Origin of the sequence: Ignatzschineria ureiclastica (genome assembly GCF_003121845.1) — a bacterium.
GTDB classification, from domain to species: domain Bacteria; phylum Pseudomonadota; class Gammaproteobacteria; order Cardiobacteriales; family Wohlfahrtiimonadaceae; genus Ignatzschineria; species Ignatzschineria ureiclastica.
Map to the genome: position 1 here is coordinate 239,760 of NZ_QEWQ01000006.1, position 19,991 is coordinate 259,750.

Genomic DNA, 19,991 nt, shown 5'->3' on the forward strand with positions numbered 1-19,991 from the left:
TTGTTTTTTATCATAGCATTGAAACCCAATTTTAGAATAGCTTTTCGCTAATAGAGATAAAAGCATTACATCCTATTTTACGCTGTTATTGCATTATGAAAATATAGTGAGATCGGTTCAAAAAAAGCTTATTCAAATGCCGGCGCATCGGTTGATTGGGGCAAGGAAGCCGTTCTATCCGGCATCTTGCAAGTATTATTTAGTACGGTTTGATGTCCTTTTAAAATCTTACACGAGCCACTTAAAGCCATTTTGCTTAAAACAAATTTACGATATATTTAAAAAGACGGATAAAAAAGCCTTAGTGGATTGAAGATATCACTAAGGCTAAAATTTACTTGAAATTATTTAAATTGAAATAATTACTTATCTTCACCATAAACATCATAGTCAAAATATTTTTTCTCAACGGCTTGATATGAACCATCTTCACGAGAAGCTTTAATAGCGGCATTAAAACGTTCTAACAATGCATTATCATTTTTACGAACGCCGACACCCACGCCTTCACCAAACCATTCTTCTTCAAAGAAATCAGGACCGATAAATTCAATGCGGTCGCCATAATCTTTCTGTAAATAACCTGTATCAAGGGCTACAACATCCGCAAAAATAAGATCAATACGACCTGTTTCTAAATCCATCATTGCCTCATCAAGGTTCCGATAACTACGGATATCTGCAGAGCGCTTATATTTATCATTCATATAAATTTCATGAATTGTACCGCTTTGTACTCCTATACGTTTTCCTTTTAGACCCTCATCTGTGACATCAGCAGTTTTACCTTTAGGAATAACAAATTTAGCGGGTGTTTGGTAATACTTATTACTGAAATTAATGGCTTTTTTACGGGTATCTGTAATAGACATTGACGCTAAGATGGCATCGATACGACGTGTATTAAGTGACGGAATTAGCGCATCAAAATCGACTTGAACGATCTCGCATTTTTGATTCATTTTTTCACAGAAAAGTCTTGCTAGATCAGGCTCAAACCCTTCCATTGTTTGATTTTCAGAAATATAACTAAATGGAGGATAAGACCCTTCAATTCCGATTTTAATGACATCTTGTGCCATTGCTTGGCTTGCAAGAAGGAAAGAGGATGCAACTAATAATTTTTTTAACATATGAAACCTCGATTTGAAAATGAAATTAAAATTCTTGTTATGTTTTACTTCTTATCTCTCTTTTATAAAGAATAAATGATGATGAGTAAACAGAGTTATCCACATTTTTCTATAAAAACATTGATTTATTCAATTGTTAGCCTTCATTTTTTCTGTGAATATCTCTTGATATAAATCTTTGGATCAAAAAATGGATAACCTCTCGATCTTTTTATCTCAAAGTTATCCACAGATTTCTACCGCTTTTTTGCGGATAATTATCCAATCTTGTTTAAAAATATATCTCAATATATTGATTACAAATGTAGCTTTAGATCCATACCTACGGATCCTTTCGAACTAAATCAATTTATCATACATTAGTAACTTATTGATTAAACTTAACTAACTATTAAAAAATTAGATTGTTTTCGCTCTAGGACGACGTTTACCAAAGACTAAACCGATCACTAAAGCTATCGCAGCCGGTACCATCCATCCCATAGAGCTATCTTGGAAGGGAAGTAAGTCAAAAAGCGATTTGAAGCTCGATTCTCCCATATAGCTAAGGAGAACAGATAAGAAACTGATAATCAACGTGACATAAATCGGTAATTGGAAAGCAAGGTTTGAGATCCCTTTTGATAAACGATCGATGAAGATCAGAATAATCAATACGATTGTAATCGGATAGATGATTAAGAGAATCGGAACGGCTCCCATAATGATGCTATTTAAGCCCTGGCTTGCAAGAATAAAGCTAATAAGGGTAAAAATCACTGCATAGACCTTATAAGAGATCTTGTCATAGAGTTCATTAAAGTAACTACTAACAGCCACAATAAGACCAATAGCGGTCGTTAAGCAAGCAAGTGTCACGATTAAGCTTAAAAGGAACCGTCCACCTTCTCCGTATGTTAAACGAGCCACACCGGTCAAAATAGAGGTACCCATATTACCGCCTTGAAGCTGATCTGCGGTCAAAGGATAGTTATTACCAATCCAAGCTAATGAAATATAGACCAAACCAAGACCAACGCCGGCAATGATCGCAGCGATCACCGCTTGTTTAAAGATCGATTTTTGTTCCACTAAACCGGTTGCTTTTACTGCACTTAAAACAATCAGAGAGAAAGCTACAGCCGCAATGGTATCCATCGTTTGATAGCCTTCAGAGAAACCAATAAAGAAAGCATTTTTACCGATAAAAGGTTTAGAGACTTCGGTAATGGGGTCATTGAGTAAGAAGAAGGCTCTAACAATCAATAGGATAATCGTGATTAATAAGAGTGGCGTTAAAATTTTACCAACACGATCAACAAGTTTTGATGGATTAAGAGCGAGATAGAAAGTGAGTGCAAAATAGACTAAAGCAAAGATAATTTTTGAGCTAAAAGTCTCAACACCACCTTCAAGATAAGGTAATACCGCCATCTCATATGAAACCATCGCTGTTCTAGGAATCGCAAAGAATGGTCCGATAGTCAGATAGATCACAACCATAAAGAGAATTGCAAAAATTGGATGGACCCGTTTTGCTTCTGAACGGAAGCCTTCTGCTGAGAATGAGCCCGCAATAATTCCAATGAGCGGTAAACCGACACCCGTGACAATAAATCCGATAATCGCTGGTACAAAGTGACTACCACTTAATTGACCAACCGTCGGGGGAAAAATTAAATTGCCAGCGCCAAAGAAAAGCGCAAATAGCATAAATCCAATAAATAATGTTTTTCTAGACATAAGAATTCTCTATTAATACAGATGCATCATGCTTGTATTTTTAATTGAAATAAAAAGAGTTTTTCAAAAAGTCTGAGGGTTACAGCCTTTATTTGAAAAATAGAGATCTTGTGAAGATCTATGCCAGCCTGCCATCAAATAATAGAAATCTTGTACTTCTTTTATTATTAACATCTCTTTTATAAAGAATAGATGATGATGAGTATGCAGAGTTATCCACAGATTTTGGTAAAATTCAGTGAATAACTTATCTTAAGACAGTTTTTTGCTGTTGAAAAGTCCACGCATAAATATCTGTATGAATTTGTCGATAAAAAAGAGGAAAGTTATCCACTAGTTATCCACATTTTTGTGGATAACTTATCCTGATAGATTTTAACAATAAATGTGGATAATAGCGGTAAGTAGCTATTTATGAAGGGTTATATTTGAGATAGTCTTGAGGATAATGCACGAAGAGCGATGGCGCGGTGAGAAATTTGATTTTTTTCAGAGGCTGAAAGTTCACCAAAGGTGCGAGAAAGAGGGGGGTAAAAGAAAAGAGGATCGTACCCAAATCCCCCTTTTCCTAAGATAGTATCCGTAATAAAGCCATGAACCTCACCTTCGGCAATAAGTGGCACAGGATCTTTTTCTGAACGTAATAGTACTAAAACTGCTTTGAAGTAAGCTGTGCGTTCTTCCCCTTGAAATTTCGTCATTTTTTCAAGTAATAGCGTATTATTGGCCTGATCTGAGCCTTCCGGACTATAACGGGCTGAGTAGATTCCCGGCATGCCCTTGAGCGCTGGAACGACTAATCCTGAATCATCTGCAAGTGTAGGAAGACCACTTATCTTGGCTGCATTTCTCGCTTTAATCAGGGCATTTTCAATAAATGTCAGACCTGTTTCTTCGGGATCTGAGGTGATACCGACCTCTTTAAGGGATAAAACCTCAATATTAAGAGGGGTAAATAGTGATTTAAACTCAGTAATTTTACCTATATTGTTACTGGCAATAAGAATTTGTTTCATAAGCTAAAATTTTCTTTGTAAATGGTTAAAAAATGTACATTATTCGTACGGTAATTACCTAAAAAGTGAGAGATTTTTTTCTCATTCTCATTCTCATTCTCATTCTCATTCTCATTCTTTTTAATCATTTTTGAGAGTAGATATCGCTTTAATATCAAATCGATCCTCAAGTTGAATAAGACAATTTTGCAATTTACCATGCTGAGGGGTTGTAAGATCGGCCTCAATTTCTAAGAGAGGGACGAGTACGAAGGCACGTTCTGCTAAAAAAGGATGGGGTATTGTTAAATTATTTTTATCAATAGAGAGATTATCAAAAAGTAGTAGATCAATATCGAGGGTTCTAGGTCCCCAATGGATAGTGCGCTGGCGCTGATGATCTTGCTCAATCTTTTGCATCGCTTGCAATAACTCATCTGCGGAGAGATTCGTCTCTATTTTGAGCGCTGCATTGATAAAGTTCGGTTGTTTTGGACCAATAGGAGGTGTTTCATAGAGGGATGATTGTGCTAACAGATTGATATCAGGTTGGGATGAAATCTCTGAAATTGCTGATATAACCTGATTTATAGGATTGTTCAGGTTCGATCCAAGAGAGAGGTAAGCGATAGACATGGGATCCTTTTAAAAAAATAATAAATATATATCTTGCATTTAATTGAATTTACGCTTAATGTTAGTTACTGTCTACCTAAAACAGGTTTGACAGTTTCTTTTTTTAAATATGATTTTAGATCATATAAGTTTTATTTTTGAGGTTTTTTATGCGTATTGGAACTGTAAAATGGTTCAACGAATCTAAAGGATTCGGATTTATTACTCCTGATGATGGTGGTGCTGATGTATTCGTACATTTCTCAACTATCCAAGGCGATGGCTTCCGTACTTTAGCGGAAGGTCAAAAAGTTGAATTTGAAGCCAAAGAGAGCGATCGTGGTCTTCAAACAACTGTTTGTAAGCCTGCTTAATATTCTTTTATTAAGTAAGAGTTAGGTTGTTTAATTGTTCCAAGATTGTTAGTTATGCGTAATTAGTAACCTCTAGAACAAAAATTACCGGACATAAAAAAACCTTCTAGGTCTAACTTAGAAGGTTTTTCTTTTATTTATTCATTAGGTTTTAGTAAATATAGTAATGTCGGTTCAAAATAAGCTTATTTAAATGCCGGCGCATCGGCTGTAATAAGTAAGGAAGCCATTCTATCCGGCATATTGCAAGTGTTGTTTAAAATCATTTTTCTTAAACCAAATTGACTATAATTTAATGAACAATAAAAACCCTTCGAGCAGTGATGATTGCTCGAAGGGTTTTATATATTACTTATTACGTTATAGAAATGACAACAAAATCTCTATCTTTACATATTTGCAATCATGACATCGCCAAATTCGCTTGTAGAGACTTCAGTTGCACCTTCCATCATACGAGCAAAGTCAGCGGTGACTTTCTTCGATGAGATAGCGCCATTGAGCGCTTTAATCACTAAATCTGCCGCTTCTGTCCAACCTAAATGACGAAGCATCATCTCAGCTGATAAGATAATCGAACCTGGATTAACAATATTTTTGCCGGCAATATCAGGCGCCGTTCCATGGGTTGCTTCAAAGATGGCAATGGAATCAGAGAGATTTGCGCCTGGTGCGATACCAATACCGCCTACTTGAGCGGCAAGTGCATCAGAGATGTAATCACCATTTAAGTTGAGAGTGGCCACAACGGTGTATTTCTCTGGTTCAAAGAGAATGCGTTGTAAAAAGGCATCAGCAATACTATCTTTGATAGTGATCATTTTACCGGTTTTAGGATTCTTAAACTCACACCAAGGACCGTTACCAATCAATGTTGCGCCAAATTCTTCTTTTGCTAACTCATATCCCCAATCACGGAAGCCCCCTTCAGTGAATTTCATGATATTTCCTTTATGCACGAGTGTGACATTCGGTTTATCATTATCGATCGCATATTGAATCGCTTTACGCACTAAACGTTTTGTTCCCTCTTCTGATACCGGTTTAATACCAATACCTGAAGTTTCAGGGAAACGAATTTTAGTGACATGCATCTCATTTTGTAAAAAGTCGATCACTTTCTTCGCTTCAGCAGAGCCGGCTTCCCACTCAATTCCTGCATAGATATCTTCAGAGTTTTCCCGGAAGATCACCATGTCTACTTTTTCTGGGGCTTTAACCGGCGAAGGTACGCCTTGGAAATATTGCACAGGGCGCATACAGAGATAGAGATCGAGTGTTTGACGCATCGTCACATTCAGAGAACGAATACCGCCGCCAACTGGGGTTGTTAAAGGGCCTTTGATTGAGACAATATACTCTTTTAAAGCTTCTAAAGTCTCTTGTGGTAACCATTCATTCTCCCCATACACTTTTGTTGATTTCTCGCCGGCATAGACCTCCATCCAAGCGATTTTACGGTCACCGTTATAGGCTTTTTGAACCGCCGCATCGATCACTTTTTGCATTACAGGCGTAATTTCTGCACCGACTTCATCACCTTCAACGAAAGGAATAATGGGTTGATTTGGTACATTGAGCGAAAAATCTGAGTTAATCGTAATCTTCTCGCCTTCCGGCACAATAATATGTTGATACTGCATAAATCCTCCAAAATTTTTAAAAGTTAAATAGAAATAAAAAATAAAATTACTAAAAAGATTGGTTATACAGTCAACATAGTTGTCGTAATTTGAATGTATAACCTTTAAATTCTGGGTTGAATGATGCGTTTAGGGCCAATGGAGGTTGGCGTATGAGGTGCACCAATGCCTAAAAATTGGTTTTGATCGCTATAAAGGCGATAAAGTGGATACTCGAGTGTACCCTCTATATGGATGCGTTGTCCATGGAGAATCCGATCGCTATCGATCGCATTAAATGTCAGGATGGGCAGGTCTGTTAAAGCATGATCAATAGGGTAGAGAAATTGATCAAGTTGTAACGGATTTGGATCATTATTGATCATAGTTTCGAGTGTTTCTAAAGAGACCATCGGCGTATCGATAAAAGGATCGATGGCTAATCGGCGAAGCATTGTTAAGTGACCTGCTGTATCGAGTTTTTGTGCAATATCTTCCGCTAAAACGCGTACATAAGTCCCTTTTGAACAAGTCACAGTAGCGGTAAATTCATATTCGCCCAGATGATCAAGCGTTAAAGCTGAGATAGTAATCAAGCGAGGTTTTCGTTCTACTTCAATCCCTTCACGCGCTAGTTCATAGAGACGCTTACCATTATGATGTAGTGCCGAAACCATAGGGGGCACTTGCGCTATTTCACCTATAAATTGTTGTAATATGTTATTGAGTTTTTCTGGTGTTAAATTTTGTGGTGGGGAACACATTTCAATAATTTCCCCCTCTTCATCACCCGTTGCCGTTTTTTCCCCTAATTTACAGGTAAATTGATACTGCTTATCTTTATCGAGTAGTTGCCCTGCAAATTTAGTCGCCTCCCCAAAACAGATTGGAAGCATTCCGGTTGCCATAGGATCAAGCGTACCACTGTGACCCGCTTTTTCGGCATTAAAAAGACGCTTTACTCGTTGTAAAGCGTGATTACTTGTCATGCCTTTAGGTTTATCTAAAAGCAAAATGCCGTCAAGATGACGGCGTTTATGTTTAATTTTTTGATTCATCTTCAAATTCACTGTGAGAAGTTTCTTCGCTAGGATGTTCTTTGGCTTTTTGCTCATCAGAGCGGATCGCTTCGGTAATGAGAGACGTAATCGCATTACTCTTTTCTAACAGATCATCGTAGACAAAGTGAAAACGTGGAATGGTCCGTAAGCGTAGGATCTTACCTAGTTGCCGGCGGAACTCAGGACCATACTCATGGAGTAGATCAATGATCTCTTGCCGCTCTTCATCAGGACCTAAATAGGTCACGTAGACTTTTGCTTGGGAGAAATCCCGTACAGTTTCCACCAAAGTGATAGAGACTAACATCGCCCGAGGGTCAGTAATCTCTTTGCGAATAAGCATCGAGAGCTCCTGACGGAGCTGCTCATTAATGCGTTTTAATCGTGAATTAGTACTCATTATAATTTACGTTCTACTTCCACAGTTTCAAATACTTCGATCTGATCGCCAGGGCGCACATCGTTGTAGTTTTTCACACCGATACCACATTCGATACCAGCTCTTACTTCAGCAACATCATCTTTAAAGCGACGAAGTGACTCAAGTTCCCCTTCATAGATAACGATATTATCACGAAGTACCCGAATAGGGCTATTTCGTTTAATTAAACCTTCCGTTACCATACATCCGGCAATTGCGCCAAATTTTGGAGATTTGAAGACATCACGCACTTCAGCGATACCAATAATCTCTTCTTTAAATTGTGGTGCAAGTTTACCGATAAGGGCTTTTTTCACTTCATCAATTACATCATAAATGACGCTATAGTAATAAAGAGAGAGGCCTTCATCTTCGATAATCTTACGTGCGCTATTGTCGGCACGGACGTTAAAGCCGATTACAAGCGCATCAGAAGAGACTGCAAGGTTTGCATCAGATTCAGTAATACCGCCCACTCCACTTGCGATAACGCTTACTGTGACCTCATCATTTGAGAGCTCATGTAGTGCATTTGTGAGCGCTTCAACGGAACCTTGGACATCCGCTTTAAGCACGATATTAACATGTTTCGTTTCGGCTTCACCCATTGAGTTGAAGAGATTCTCAAGTTTTGATTTATGCTGTCTTGCAAGCTTAATTTCACGGAATTTACCTTGACGGAAGAGGGCAATTTCCCGAGCTTTACGCTCATCAGGAACCACCATCACCTCATCACCCGCATTCGGCACACCAGAAAGGCCGATTACCTCTACAGGAATCGATGGTGATGCACTCTCAACGGGTTGCCCATTTTCATCAATTAAAGCTCTTACGCGGCCATATTCATAACCTGCAAGGAGAATATCGCCTTTTTTGAGGCAACCTGATTGTACGAGGATAGAAGCCACAGGACCACGACCACGATCGAGTTTTGATTCAATAACGGAACCGCGAGCAGGGCCTTCAGAAATGGCTTTAAGTTCAAGCACTTCTGACTGAACTAAAATCTGATCGAGCAGATGATCAATTCCTTCACCTGTTTTTGAAGAGACAAAAGCAAAGAGATTATCACCACCCCACTCTTCAGAAACAATGCCATATTGTGTCAATTCAGACATAATACGATCTTTATCCGCAGCAGGTTTATCCACTTTGGTTACGGCGACAATAATCGGTGTATCAGATGCTTTCGCATGCTGAATTCCTTCAATTGTTTGAGGCATAATCCCATCATCTGCAGCAATGACTAATACTACGATATCGGTTACTTTCGCCCCACGTGCACGCATTGCGGCGAAGGCACTATGTCCAGGGGTATCGAGGAATGTAATGACACCTTTGTCTGTCTGCACATGATATGCCCCAATATGCTGAGTAATACCTCCTGCTTCACCACTTGCTACATGTTCTTTACGAATATAGTCAAGGAGCGATGTTTTACCATGGTCCACGTGACCCATGATAGTGACAACTGGTGGACGTGGTTTGAGAAGATCTTGATCCCCTTGTTCGATAGAAGCAATTAACTCTTCTTCTAATGGGTTTTCACTTACAAACTTATAAGTATGTCCCATCTCTTCAATCACAATCGCTGCAGTTTCACGATCAAGTAATTGATTGATCGTAACCATCGATCCTAAGTTCATGAGAACTTTAATAACTTCTGCTGCTTTAACTGCCATTTTGTGGGCAAGATCAGCAACGCTGATTGTTTCCCCTAATTCAACTTCAACTTGTTTTGTTGCCGTAGGTAATTGGAAACCATGTTGTTGCTGTGGTTGACTACCGCGTTTAGTCTGGCGACGGTTACCTTTCTTATTTTCACGTTTAAGCGTAATTTCAGCACGATCATCATCGTCATCACGGCCACGACGGCGACTACCTGATTTACGAGATTTTTTAGCACTCGCTTTATCATCGGTGAGTTTAGCTACATTTTTGACAGGTTTTACGGTGATTTCATCTTCATCATCTTTGATGAGAGTAGGATCATCAATATCTACTGTTTCAATAACATCCGGAACTTCAGGTTCCTCTTGTGTTTGGAACTGAATCGCAACTTTAGAGAGTGGCTTTTCAGTCGCAGATGCCATCTTATTAAGACGAGCAATTTCTGCTTGCTGTGCTTTTTCACGTTGCTCTTTTTTGAGACGTTCAGCTTCACGTTTCTCTTCTTGTTCACGTTCAAGGCGTTCTTTTGCTGCTAATTGACGCTCTTGTGCTTGTTTTTCTGCCTCAAGGCGTTTTGCTTCTAGTTCAGCTTTACGCTTCGCTTCGGCATCATTTTTTTGATCCATCTCTTTTGCAGGTGTTTTGAGAGATTCTGTAGGCGCAACAACGTCATCTGCCTGAGTCGCGGTTTCTGCCGCTTTAGCTTCTGAAGATGCGGGGACAGATTTATCTACCGGAGGTGTTGCCGCTGGCTCTGCTACTGCCTCATTAGCCGTTGAAGTAACTTCTGCAATTGCAGCTTCTTCTGGTGCAATCACGTTATCTTCAACTTTCTGCTTCACATAAGTACGACGACGACGAACCTCTACAGGCACAGTACGTGCTTGTCCTGGGGCTGTTTCAACCTTTAACTCTGTATGGGTTTTGCGTTTTAGCGTAATTTTAGATGGGCTTTTTGCTTTATCTTTTTCACTCATTCTTATCTTCCAAGTAGACAAAATCTGTCTATTTCAATGTTATCTTTATCTATTCATACTATTCGAACCAGCTCTGTCTTGCTGCCATAATGTACCGACTTGCATCTTCTTCTTCAACTTCAATCAGTTCACATAACTCATCAGTTGAAAGCTCTGCAAGATCATCTATGGTACGGATATTACTCTTCGCAAGGGTAATTGCAAGTAACTCATTGTCATCTAATAGCGCAATAAGTTCAGGCGTAGGTGCTGATTCACCTAAATTTTGTAGTAACGCTTTCTTGTTATTGAGCGCTTCAACTGCCGCATCTCTTAATGCTTCAACAATTTCTTCATCGAACTCTTCGATTTCAAGCATTTCAAAAACAGGAACATAGGCTACTTCTTCAAGTGTTGAGAAACCTTCACGTACGAGGATTTCCGCAACTTCTTCATCGACATTTAAACCGTCAATAAAGAGATCAATAATGCGACCAGATTCTTTCTCATATTTTTGTTGCGCTTCATCGCTACCCATCACATTCAATTCCCAACCGGTGAGTTTTGAAGCAAGGCGAACGTTTTGACCACCACGGCCAATCGCTTGAGAAAGTTTATCTTGGCTGACTGCAATATCCATCATGTGACGATCTTCATCAACGACGACAGACATTACTTCGGCTGGTGACATCGCATTAATGACAAATTGCACAGGATTTTCATCCCAAAGCACGATATCAACACGTTCACCGGCTAACTCTTTCGTAATGTTCTGCACACGTGAACCGCGCATCCCTACGCAAGCGCCCACAGGATCAATTCGTTGATCGTGGGTTTTTACGGCAATTTTCGCACGGCTACCGGGATCACGACTTGCATCGATAATTTCGATTGAACCTTGATTGATTTCAGGTACTTCGATTTCAAAGAGCGCTTTGATTAAAGCATCACTTCTACGAGAAAGCACTACTTGAGGACCGCGAGGGTTATCCATGCTGATCTCTTCAAGCACGGCACGTACTTGATTACCAATACGTAGTGATTCACGAGGAATCATATTCTCTTTTGGGAGAAATGCTTCATCATTATCGCCGATATCCACGTAGAAATTACCACGATCGATACGCTTAATGGTGCCACGAATGAGTTCGCCAATACGATTCTCATAGCGACGAGCCATTTGCATTCTTTCCGCTTCCCGAATTTTTTGGAAAATGATCTGTTTAGCGGTTTGTGCGCCAATTCGCGCAAATGGGATATTTTCGATCTCATCTTCGATGAAATCACCGACTTGAATATCAGGATCATCAATTTGTGCTGCTGAAAGGGTAATTTGTCTTGTAGGCACTTGCTCTTCTTTTGGAAGATTATCATCAACCACCATCCAACGACGGAAAGTACGATAAGAGCCATCGGCCTTATTGATCTCGATACGAAGATCAACATCAATAGTATAAGTTCTGCGTGCAGCTGCAGCTAATGCGAATTCTAATGCCGCAAAGATCTCATCACGAGAAATCCCTTTCTCATTTGAGACGGTTTCTGCAACGAGTAGTATTTCTTTATTATTCATTTGAGAACTCTCTTTGATAAAATTAAAAGTCGATCACAAGCTGTGCTCGATCAATATTAGATAGCGGAATCATTACGGGCTCTTCCGAAAACTGATTGTTTTCAAGGCGCATAGAGACAGAGAGATCTGTATCTGTGACAGCCAAGACTTTACCTTGGAATTTACGGCGATTATTAATCGCAGAACGTAATTGAAAAGCAATGAGTTGATCGGGGTATTCAGCAAATTGTGCTGCATTAAAAAAGTATCGATCCAATCCTGGTGATGATACTTCAAGCGTGTAAGCCATCGTGATAGGGTCGTGGACATCTAAAAGTCCTGCTACTTGGTGACTGACGATTTCACAATCTTCAATACCAATACCATCTGCTTTATCGATATAGACGCGCAAAATAGCATTTTTAGTATTTGGATGAAATTCAATCCCCCATAACCGGTATCCTAATGCCTCTACGGAAGGTGTTAGGAGTTCTGTAAGATTGTAAGGATCTTTACGCATATAGGTGATAATGTTCCATTTAGGTTAAATAAAATTTCGAGTATGCAAAAAGCCCGTTTAAAAACGGGCTTTTATTATTATTTGGTTGCGGGGGCCGGATTTGAACCAACGACCTTCGGGTTATGAGCCCGACGAGCTACCAGACTGCTCCACCCCGCGTCAATGAAGTAGCTATTATATACAGGAATCTGTTAAATGCAAATATTATTTTATAAAAATAGATAAATAAGAGGCATTGTGTTGTTTTTAAAGGATCTATTTGATGATGTTTATAGGTGATTTTTGGCTGAATAGGATGAGGATAGAAAGATAGGGAGTGGATAAGATCGCATCTATTTTTGGAAATCATTTTTAATAGAGCTCTATTTTGTCGACTTTTTAGGATAAAACGCCGTAATAAGTCACAGAATCATCATTTTTACGGAATTAGAACAGATCAATTTAAAAAAAATGTGTAGAATGTTGTCATCAATTTATAAAGATCGTTGAGAAAGGGAGATTATGCCGGCAGGATTTTTAATGGCGCTCGCCATCTGTTTTGAGGTACTCGGAACCGTCTGTATGAAGCTATCGAATGGATTTCACGAAGTGATACCTTCTCTCTTTATGCTTTTTTTCTATGGCCTTGGTTTTTTAGCTTTTGTAGCCTGCATTGCCCGTATTCAAATTTCGATCGCTTATGCACTTTGGACGGCAATTGGTATGGTGGCGATTTCACTTATCGATATTGCTTTCTTTGATGCCCATATCTCCGGTCTTAAAATTGTAGCCTTTATCCTCATTAGTCTTGGCGTCATAGGTTTAACTTTTGAACCTCAACCCCGTAATGTTGATCAGAAAAAGGATAAAAAAGCATGAGCACAGTCATTCATTTTATCGACAGTATTAACGTTTGGGTGCTGCTGATTTTTGCGATCTTTTGTAGTGCATTTGCTACAACGAGTCTTAAATTTTTAGGCGGTGGGGCATCTAAATTGACTTTAGCCGGCGTTGTCATCGGTTATGCACTCTTTCTATTTCTCATCACATTAGTGATGCGTCGTATTGATATGAGTATCGGTTATGCAGTATGGGCCGGGCTTTCGACGGTCTTAATGACGATTTCAGGAACGATCTTTTTCAAAGAACATCTTACTGTGCAGAAGATCATCAGCTTAACATTAGTAGTTCTCGGCGTTGTTTTACTCAATTTAGCGGATATGTCGATGACTTAATCGCTTGTTATTCATTGATGATTTGTAGAAAAGCCCAGAAATGTCTGGGCTTTTTATTGATATCTATTGTTGCTAGTGAGGTTATTATCAGTAATATTGGTTCAAAATAAGCTTGTTTAAATGCCGGCGCATCGGTTGTAATAAGTAAGGAAGCCGTTCTATCCGGCATCTTGCAAGTGTTGTTTAAAACCATTTTTCTTAAACCAAATTTACTATATTTGTTATTTTTTAAGAAAGTTATCCTCTAATAGATCGATAAAATCTTCTCCTTGTCCTTCTAAAATAGCCTTGGTGCCATACAGTGCCATGTGTTCATAGTTTGCCACTGTTGCATGCGGTGGAAAGATTAACTCTAATCGACTGCTGTGAACATCTAAAAGTGCAGGACCTTCGTGGGCTAAGAACGCTTGCACTGTTGCCTCTAATGTATGTGGATTCGTAGCGCTAAAGCCTTTAAGGCCTATAGCCTCAGCCATTTTAGCGAAGTCGGGATTTTGTAGTTCTGTATAGTGATTCACTAATCCTTCAGCTTTCATCTCAAGTTCTACAAAATCGAGCGTCCCATTATTCAAAATCACTATTTTAAGGGGGAGTTTTTCCTGAACAATGGTCAATAGATCGCCCATCAGCATTGTTAACCCTCCATCACCACAGAGAGCAATGACTTGTCTATGAGGATAGGCTTTTTGTAATCCAATCGCTTGTGGCATCGCATTTGCCATCGTGCCATGTTTGAGTGAAATCAGTGTCCGGCGAGTCCCTTCAATCGCAAAATGGCGCAGTAACCAGACAGTAGCTGAACCGCCATCTGCCGTTGCTAGGGCATCTTTATCGGCATATTGACTGATAAGGGATGTTAAATATTGCGGGTGAATTAAGCCATCATCGCCGGCGATAACCTTCTTATTGAGATGATCTTTCGTTTTTTGATAGAGTGTTTGATACGTTTTGAGGAAATGATCTTCGGTTTTAGCCGTCAATTGAGGAAGTAGGGCGGTGATAGTTTCGCGAATATGACCTATTACACCTAAGGTGATTGGGAAGCGCAGACCAAGCTTATCAGGATCGATATCCACTTGAATAATTTTGGCATTCTTAGGATAAAATTGGGACCACGCAAAATCGGCTCCTAAGATCAGAAGCAGATCGCAATGCTCAATCATCTCATAACCTGAGCGTATCCCCATCATACCAGTCATCCCTACATTGTAAGGATTATCCCCCTCTACAAAATCTTTTGCATGAGAGGTATGAGCAATGGGTGCTTTGAGTTTTTCGGCAAGGGCTAAGAGTTCAGGTTTCGCATCTGCACAGCCTGCGCCGGCGTAAATTCCGATATTTTGATATTGATTGAGTAGTTCAGCAATCTTTGCAATTTCTCGATCTTTCGGTCGAACGAGCGGTTGTTCTGGAATATAGAGTTGAGATACCAATGGATCTTCTACTTCTGCTGCACTGATATCTGAGGGAAGAATAACCACCGCTAATCCCCGTTTACTAAGCGCAGCATGACAGGCTCGAGTCACAATGGCTTTAGCATCGCCGGGATGAGTGACTATTTCACAAAATACCGAACAACCTTGGTAGATTGGTGCATAATCCACTTCTTGTGGAAAGTTCGTACCAAGGACATGAGTGGGGAGTTGGCTAGCAATTAATACAACAGGTGCACCATTGCGGTGACTTTCATAAAGACCATTGATAAAGTGTAAGCTACCGGGACCACAAGAGCCTGCACAAGCAGTTAAACGCTCACTAATCAGTGCTTCGGCACCGGCAGCAAATCCGCCTGCTTCTTCATGGCGCATATGTACCCATTCAATATCGGTATGAAAGCGCATCGCATTAGTGACTTCATTGAGGGTATCTCCGACAACCCCATAACAACGTTTTACACCAAAATTTTCTAAAGTTTCTACGACAATCTGGGCGACTTTTTTGTGAGACATATTAGTATCCTTTTGTTGATCAGGATCTTCATCACCCGTCTTCCTGACGGATACTTCATCCTTGAGTACTCTTAATGGGATGAACAATCCGAGATAAAAGAGACCCCAATGGGCAAAGATTCTTATCTGATCTACTGCATCATCGGGGTTCGTTCATTGATGAAAGGTTATTTGATTAAACCTTATCGATCTATTTCATCGATAGATTTCTTCATATTAATGATTATTTCTTGATGAAGTTGTCTTTAAGCATATCAATGAAAGTATGACCCTCACCTCCTAAGATAGCTTTAGTACCATAGAGTGCCATATTTTCGAAGTTACTAAATTCAGGGTGTGGCGGCCAGATTAATTCTAAACGATTGACGTAGACATCTAAGACCGCAGGGCCATCAAAGGCTAAGAAGTTTTTCACAGTCTCTTCTAAGGTATGTGAATCTTTTGCTGAGAAACCTTTAATGCCGACAGATTCTGCAACTTTAGCAAAATCAGGATTTTGGAGATCGGTATAACTATTGACAATCCCTTCAGCTTTCATCTCAAGTTCGACAAAGTCGAGCGTACTATTATTGAGAATCACCACTTTAAGAGGAATCTTCTCCTGCACCAGTGTTAAGAGATCGCCCATTAACATCGCAAAACCACCATCACCGGAGAGAGAGATTACTTGGCGTGTTGGATAGGCTTTCTGAAGACCAATCGCCTGAGACATTGCATTGGCCATTGTGCCATGTTTCATAGAGAGTAGTGTTCGGCGTTTACCATTCGTATGGAAATGGCGTAAAGACCAAGCCATTGCTGACCCTGTATCTGCGGTTAAAAGGGCATCTTCATCAGCATATTGACTGAGTAGCTCTGTGAGATATTGCGGATGAATCAGATCATGATCGTGAGCGATAGCTTTCTCATTGAGTTTCTCCATCGCTTTTTTGTGCATCTCGGTATAGGTGTGGAGAAATTCTGTGGATTCTCGCTGATGTAGATAAGGGAGCAGGGCATTGATGGTATCTTTGACATTACCAATTACCCCTAATTCGATTGCATGACGAAGGCCGAGTTTTTTAGGATCAATATCCACTTGAATAATTTTGGCGTGCTTTGGATAAAATTGAGACCAAGCAAAATCTGCACCAAGGATTAAGAGCGTATCGCAATGCATCAGCATCTCATAACCTGATTTAACGCCCAACATTCCGGTCATGCCTACATTGTAAGGATTATCCCACTCAACAAAATCTTTCGCGCGAGAGGTATGAGCCATGGGGGCATTGAGCTTTTCACATAGCGCTAATACTTCATCTCTTGCATCTTCACAGCCTGCACCGGCATAAATTCCGATTTTACCATCGGCATTAAGGAGTGCTGCCATTGCTTGAATTTCATCATCTTGCGGACGAACCACAGGGTTTTTAGGTTGATACTGTTGTAATACTGGGGCATCTTCTACTTCTGTTGCACTGATATCAGAAGGTAGAATGACAACCGCAACTCCTTTCTCTGTAATTGCCGCTTGGCAAGCGCTCATTAAGATCCGTTTGGCTTCCTGCGCGTTTGTGACAGTTTCACAGAAGACAGAACATGTTTTATAGATAGGTGTGTAATCTACCTCTTGCGGGAAATTGGTGCCAAGGACATTAGTCGGTAATTGACTAGCGATAAGGACAACAGGGGAACCGTTACGATGACTCTCAAAAAGGCCATTGATAAAATGTAAGCTACCAGGACCACAAGAGCCTGCACAGGCAGTAAGATTCTTGGTCATAAATGCTTCTGCACCAGCGGCAAAACCACCTGCTTCTTCATGACGCATATGCACCCACTCAATTTTACTATGGTAGCGCATTGCATCTGTTACTTCATTAAGGGTATCACCGACCACCCCATAACACCGTTTAACCCCAAAGTTTTCTAATGTTTCTACCACAATTCGGGCAACTTTTTTCTTAGCCATTGTCTACTCCCATAATTTTAGTCAAATGATAAGATGTCATCATCTTAAACAGATTCTATTATAGGGGAATCACTTATTTTTATAAATAATAATCATTTAATGTAAATAAATTAATATAAATAAATATATCCACATATATCCACATCAACAGATGCTAATCAACCAATATGAACCCTTCTCTATGGGCTATATCTATGATTTTTTATGGATCGATCATAAGTGTGCTCGGCTACAAATCAAAAAGATGATGGCAAGCTAAATTGGATCTACTCTCTATTTTACCATCACCTAATCCATTGTTATCATTTGTTTTATTAATGATAGGTCTATTTTTAGAAAATCATTACGATAGAGAGGGAGAGTTTAAATATTTGAAACTTGATCATAAAAATTGAATGTTTGAATCATCAATGTTAGATGACTTAAACGCGCCTAAACGCCTCGGCGATTTCCCCAGAGCAGGGCATGTAGTTGGGGTAATACACGAACATTTTTGAGAGTGGTCGATTGCATCACTTGATCGACTAGCTGCCGATACTTTTGGAGTAGATAGTAAGCTGTCGCAGTTTCATCTTCATCCTCTAATTGATCATTTCCTACTTGTAGATAGAGGGGAATATCCGGATAAAGCTGGTAGATCTCCTCGGCATAGCGTAGATCCTCATCATTAAAAATCACAACCTTAAGGGAGATATTCCGTCCTCTTAATTGCTGAATTATTTCAGTTAATAAGGGAAAATTGGTGATCATTTCACTTGAGGGTGGTTTAGGGGAGAGGGTGACCTCATCAATTTCTAAAAGCGCCTCATTCCAATGAGATCCTTGAGTTTCAATCGCAACTTTAAAACCTGCCTGATGGAGCAAATTCACCAATTGATCTAATCCCTTAAAGAGCGCCGGATTACCGCCACTAATGGTAATATGATCTACACGATTGTGTTGTAAATGATCTTGTTGCAATGCAATGAGTGCGGCCAATATCTCTTCACTATTCATTAAAGTGGGTTTGACCGATCCATCCCAAGTGAATTTCGAATCGCACCAAACACATTGATAGTCGCAGGCAGCAAAACGAACAAAGCAAGTTTTGCGCCCAATGACCATTCCCTCACCTTGAACCGTCGGGCCAAAAATCTCTAATACCGGGAAATTCATATAAAATCCTCCGCTTTGGGTCGATAGCAGACATAGCTTGTCGGTGTTTCGCGCACTAAGACTTGGAGGCAACGGGGCTGGTGGGGAAGGGTATTTAGATGATCTTGTATTCGTCGCCAAATCGCTTCGGTGACTACTTCGGTGGATGGTGGGCGCGTACTAAAATCCTCATGGTTATTGAGTAGAGTGTGATCATAGGGGGCATGAACAAGCTTTTTAATCAGCTGAAAATTCACTAAAAAACCACACTCATCCAGCGCATCTCCGACAATTGTGATATTGGCAAAATAGGTATGGCCATGAATTTGTTGGCAGATGCCAGCGGATGGATCTGGAATATGGTGCGCTGCCGCAAAATGAAGATCCTTATTTAGCTCATAACGAAAAGGATGGGCCGGCGTTGGGTAGAATTGCTGTAACATCTTATTCCCCCTTTTCCGCTAAATAAGCCTCTAATCCTTTCTGCCGTAAAATACAGGCCGGGCAAACACCGCAACCAGAAGCCGGAATCCCTTCATAACAAGTCAGTGTTTTTTGTTGAATATAATCAAAAGCGCCTAATTGATCAGAGAGCGCCCATACCTCTTTTTTATCTAACCACATTAAAGGTGTATGAATTTGAAAATCGGCCTCCATTGCCAAATTTAATGTGACATTGAGGGATTTTACAAAATTATCTCGGCAGTCAGGATAACCACTGAAATCGGTTTGGCTGACGCCCACAATAATATGTTGAGCTTCTCTCTGATAAGCGACCATTGCTGCAATAGAGAAGAAGAGATGATTACGGCCGGGAACAAAAGTTGAAGGTAATTCTCCCTCTTTCTGTTCGATGTTGACTTGATTGCTGGTTAAAGCATTTTGCGTGAGTTTAGAGAAGAGATCGAGTTGGAAAGGAAGCCATTCTACGCCAAGCTCTTTGGCAATCGCTTTAGCATGTTGCACCTCTTGCTGGTGGCGTTGTCCGTAATCGAACGTTAAAGCAATAACTTCTTGGAATCTCTCTTTTGCCCAGAAAAGGCAAGTAGTGCTATCTTGACCGCCGCTAAATACGACGATTGCTCGCTGCTGTTTCACATG

18 protein-coding genes and 1 tRNA gene are annotated in these 19,991 nt (G+C 40.0%); 3 read left to right on the forward strand and 16 right to left on the reverse strand.

Annotated features, from left to right (window positions below; translation table 11 throughout):
* Positions 1-362: 362 nt before the first annotated feature.
* From DC083_RS09335 to folK, 4 genes are all read right to left on the reverse strand, one after another.
* On the reverse strand, positions 363-1,133 hold the full coding sequence (locus DC083_RS09335) for a transporter substrate-binding domain-containing protein (protein ID WP_109189932.1): 771 nt from the start codon (positions 1,131-1,133) through the stop codon (positions 363-365).
* A 399-nt stretch (positions 1,134-1,532) separates the two neighbouring features.
* Positions 1,533-2,855, reverse strand: a complete 1,323-nt coding sequence (brnQ, locus tag DC083_RS09340; RefSeq protein ID WP_109189933.1) for a branched-chain amino acid transport system II carrier protein — start codon at positions 2,853-2,855, stop codon at positions 1,533-1,535.
* Between the two features lie 422 nt (positions 2,856-3,277).
* Positions 3,278-3,871, reverse strand: coding sequence for an RdgB/HAM1 family non-canonical purine NTP pyrophosphatase (gene rdgB, locus DC083_RS09345; RefSeq protein ID WP_109189934.1), 594 nt, complete (start codon positions 3,869-3,871; stop codon positions 3,278-3,280).
* A gap of 120 nt (positions 3,872-3,991) precedes the next feature.
* Positions 3,992-4,486: a 2-amino-4-hydroxy-6-hydroxymethyldihydropteridine diphosphokinase gene (folK, locus tag DC083_RS09350; RefSeq protein WP_109189935.1), complete on the reverse strand. Its 495-nt coding sequence runs from the start codon at positions 4,484-4,486 to the stop codon at positions 3,992-3,994.
* A 149-nt stretch (positions 4,487-4,635) separates the two neighbouring features.
* On the opposite strand from folK, the gene DC083_RS09355 reads away from it, so the two are divergent.
* Positions 4,636-4,839 (forward strand): cold-shock protein, encoded by a 204-nt coding sequence (locus DC083_RS09355; RefSeq protein ID WP_094568408.1) that lies wholly within the window; start codon positions 4,636-4,638, stop codon positions 4,837-4,839.
* A gap of 389 nt (positions 4,840-5,228) precedes the next feature.
* Here the strand turns inward: DC083_RS09355 and icd are convergent, their stop codons facing one another.
* From icd to DC083_RS09390, 7 genes are all read right to left on the reverse strand, one after another.
* Entirely contained in the window at positions 5,229-6,482 is a 1,254-nt protein-coding gene (gene icd / locus DC083_RS09360) for an NADP-dependent isocitrate dehydrogenase (RefSeq protein WP_109189936.1), read from the reverse strand.
* Between the two features lie 104 nt (positions 6,483-6,586).
* Complete coding sequence (gene truB, locus DC083_RS09365; RefSeq protein WP_109189937.1) at positions 6,587-7,519, reverse strand: tRNA pseudouridine(55) synthase TruB; 933 nt, start codon at positions 7,517-7,519, stop codon at positions 6,587-6,589.
* A complete protein-coding gene (gene rbfA / locus DC083_RS09370) occupies positions 7,503-7,922 on the reverse strand; it encodes a 30S ribosome-binding factor RbfA (RefSeq protein ID WP_109189938.1) in 420 nt (139 codons plus the stop codon). The genes truB and rbfA overlap by 17 nt, the downstream gene beginning before the upstream one ends.
* Positions 7,922-10,591, reverse strand: a complete 2,670-nt coding sequence (gene infB / locus DC083_RS09375) for a translation initiation factor IF-2 (protein ID WP_109189939.1) — start codon at positions 10,589-10,591, stop codon at positions 7,922-7,924. The genes rbfA and infB overlap by 1 nt, the downstream gene beginning before the upstream one ends.
* Before the next feature lie 58 nt (positions 10,592-10,649).
* Entirely contained in the window at positions 10,650-12,143 is a 1,494-nt protein-coding gene (gene nusA / locus DC083_RS09380) for a transcription termination factor NusA (protein WP_109189940.1), read from the reverse strand.
* Positions 12,144-12,165: 22 nt separating this feature from the next.
* Positions 12,166-12,642, reverse strand: coding sequence for a ribosome maturation factor RimP (rimP, locus tag DC083_RS09385; RefSeq protein ID WP_109189941.1), 477 nt, complete (start codon positions 12,640-12,642; stop codon positions 12,166-12,168).
* 82 nt (positions 12,643-12,724) lie between these two features.
* Positions 12,725-12,801 (reverse strand) — tRNA-Met (locus DC083_RS09390).
* Between the two features lie 342 nt (positions 12,802-13,143).
* On the opposite strand from DC083_RS09390, the gene DC083_RS09395 reads away from it, so the two are divergent.
* Positions 13,144-13,500 (forward strand): DMT family transporter, encoded by a 357-nt coding sequence (locus tag DC083_RS09395; protein WP_229822540.1) that lies wholly within the window; start codon positions 13,144-13,146, stop codon positions 13,498-13,500.
* A complete protein-coding gene (locus tag DC083_RS09400) occupies positions 13,497-13,856 on the forward strand; it encodes a DMT family transporter (RefSeq protein WP_109189942.1) in 360 nt (119 codons plus the stop codon). Before DC083_RS09395 ends, DC083_RS09400 begins: the two co-directional genes overlap by 4 nt.
* A 221-nt stretch (positions 13,857-14,077) precedes the next feature.
* Here the strand turns inward: DC083_RS09400 and DC083_RS09405 are convergent, their stop codons facing one another.
* From DC083_RS09405 to queC, 5 genes are all read right to left on the reverse strand, one after another.
* Positions 14,078-15,805, reverse strand: coding sequence for a thiamine pyrophosphate-dependent enzyme (locus DC083_RS09405; RefSeq protein WP_109189943.1), 1,728 nt, complete (start codon positions 15,803-15,805; stop codon positions 14,078-14,080).
* 223 nt (positions 15,806-16,028) lie between these two features.
* The gene (locus tag DC083_RS09410) at positions 16,029-17,756 is read right to left on the reverse strand and encodes a thiamine pyrophosphate-dependent enzyme (protein WP_109189944.1); all 1,728 of its coding nucleotides are present in this window, start codon (positions 17,754-17,756) and stop codon (positions 16,029-16,031) included.
* Between the two features lie 432 nt (positions 17,757-18,188).
* Positions 18,189-18,911, reverse strand: coding sequence for a 7-carboxy-7-deazaguanine synthase QueE (gene queE / locus DC083_RS09415; RefSeq protein ID WP_109189945.1), 723 nt, complete (start codon positions 18,909-18,911; stop codon positions 18,189-18,191).
* Positions 18,908-19,333 carry a 6-pyruvoyl trahydropterin synthase family protein gene (locus DC083_RS09420; RefSeq protein WP_109189946.1) on the reverse strand — a complete coding sequence of 142 codons (426 nt, stop codon included), beginning with the start codon at positions 19,331-19,333 and terminating at the stop codon, positions 18,908-18,910. The genes queE and DC083_RS09420 overlap by 4 nt, the downstream gene beginning before the upstream one ends.
* Before the next feature lies 1 nt (position 19,334).
* Complete coding sequence (queC, locus tag DC083_RS09425; RefSeq protein ID WP_109189947.1) at positions 19,335-19,988, reverse strand: 7-cyano-7-deazaguanine synthase QueC; 654 nt, start codon at positions 19,986-19,988, stop codon at positions 19,335-19,337.
* Positions 19,989-19,991 lie beyond the last annotated feature (3 nt).

Bases quoted from the DNA above. Each gene is read 5' to 3' on its own strand.
- nusA (WP_109189940.1), bottom strand. From the start codon at position 12,143: ATGAATAATAAAGAAATACTACTCGTTGCAGAAACCGTCTCAAATGAG.
- infB (WP_109189939.1), bottom strand. From the start codon at position 10,591: ATGAGTGAAAAAGATAAAGCAAAAAGCCCATCTAAAATTACGCTAAAA.
- DC083_RS09410 (WP_109189944.1), bottom strand. From the start codon at position 17,756: ATGGCTAAGAAAAAAGTTGCCCGAATTGTGGTAGAAACATTAGAAAAC.
- queE (WP_109189945.1), bottom strand. From the start codon at position 18,911: ATGAATTTCCCGGTATTAGAGATTTTTGGCCCGACGGTTCAAGGTGAG.
- DC083_RS09355 (WP_094568408.1), top strand. From the start codon at position 4,636: ATGCGTATTGGAACTGTAAAATGGTTCAACGAATCTAAAGGATTCGGA.
- DC083_RS09405 (WP_109189943.1), bottom strand. From the start codon at position 15,805: ATGTCTCACAAAAAAGTCGCCCAGATTGTCGTAGAAACTTTAGAAAAT.
- DC083_RS09400 (WP_109189942.1), top strand. From the start codon at position 13,497: ATGAGCACAGTCATTCATTTTATCGACAGTATTAACGTTTGGGTGCTG.
- DC083_RS09335 (WP_109189932.1), bottom strand. From the start codon at position 1,133: ATGTTAAAAAAATTATTAGTTGCATCCTCTTTCCTTCTTGCAAGCCAA.
- DC083_RS09395 (WP_229822540.1), top strand. From the start codon at position 13,144: ATGCCGGCAGGATTTTTAATGGCGCTCGCCATCTGTTTTGAGGTACTC.
- brnQ (WP_109189933.1), bottom strand. From the start codon at position 2,855: ATGTCTAGAAAAACATTATTTATTGGATTTATGCTATTTGCGCTTTTC.
- DC083_RS09420 (WP_109189946.1), bottom strand. From the start codon at position 19,333: ATGTTACAGCAATTCTACCCAACGCCGGCCCATCCTTTTCGTTATGAG.
- rdgB (WP_109189934.1), bottom strand. From the start codon at position 3,871: ATGAAACAAATTCTTATTGCCAGTAACAATATAGGTAAAATTACTGAG.
- rimP (WP_109189941.1), bottom strand. From the start codon at position 12,642: ATGCGTAAAGATCCTTACAATCTTACAGAACTCCTAACACCTTCCGTA.
- icd (WP_109189936.1), bottom strand. From the start codon at position 6,482: ATGCAGTATCAACATATTATTGTGCCGGAAGGCGAGAAGATTACGATT.
- truB (WP_109189937.1), bottom strand. From the start codon at position 7,519: ATGAATCAAAAAATTAAACATAAACGCCGTCATCTTGACGGCATTTTG.
- rbfA (WP_109189938.1), bottom strand. From the start codon at position 7,922: ATGAGTACTAATTCACGATTAAAACGCATTAATGAGCAGCTCCGTCAG.
- folK (WP_109189935.1), bottom strand. From the start codon at position 4,486: ATGTCTATCGCTTACCTCTCTCTTGGATCGAACCTGAACAATCCTATA.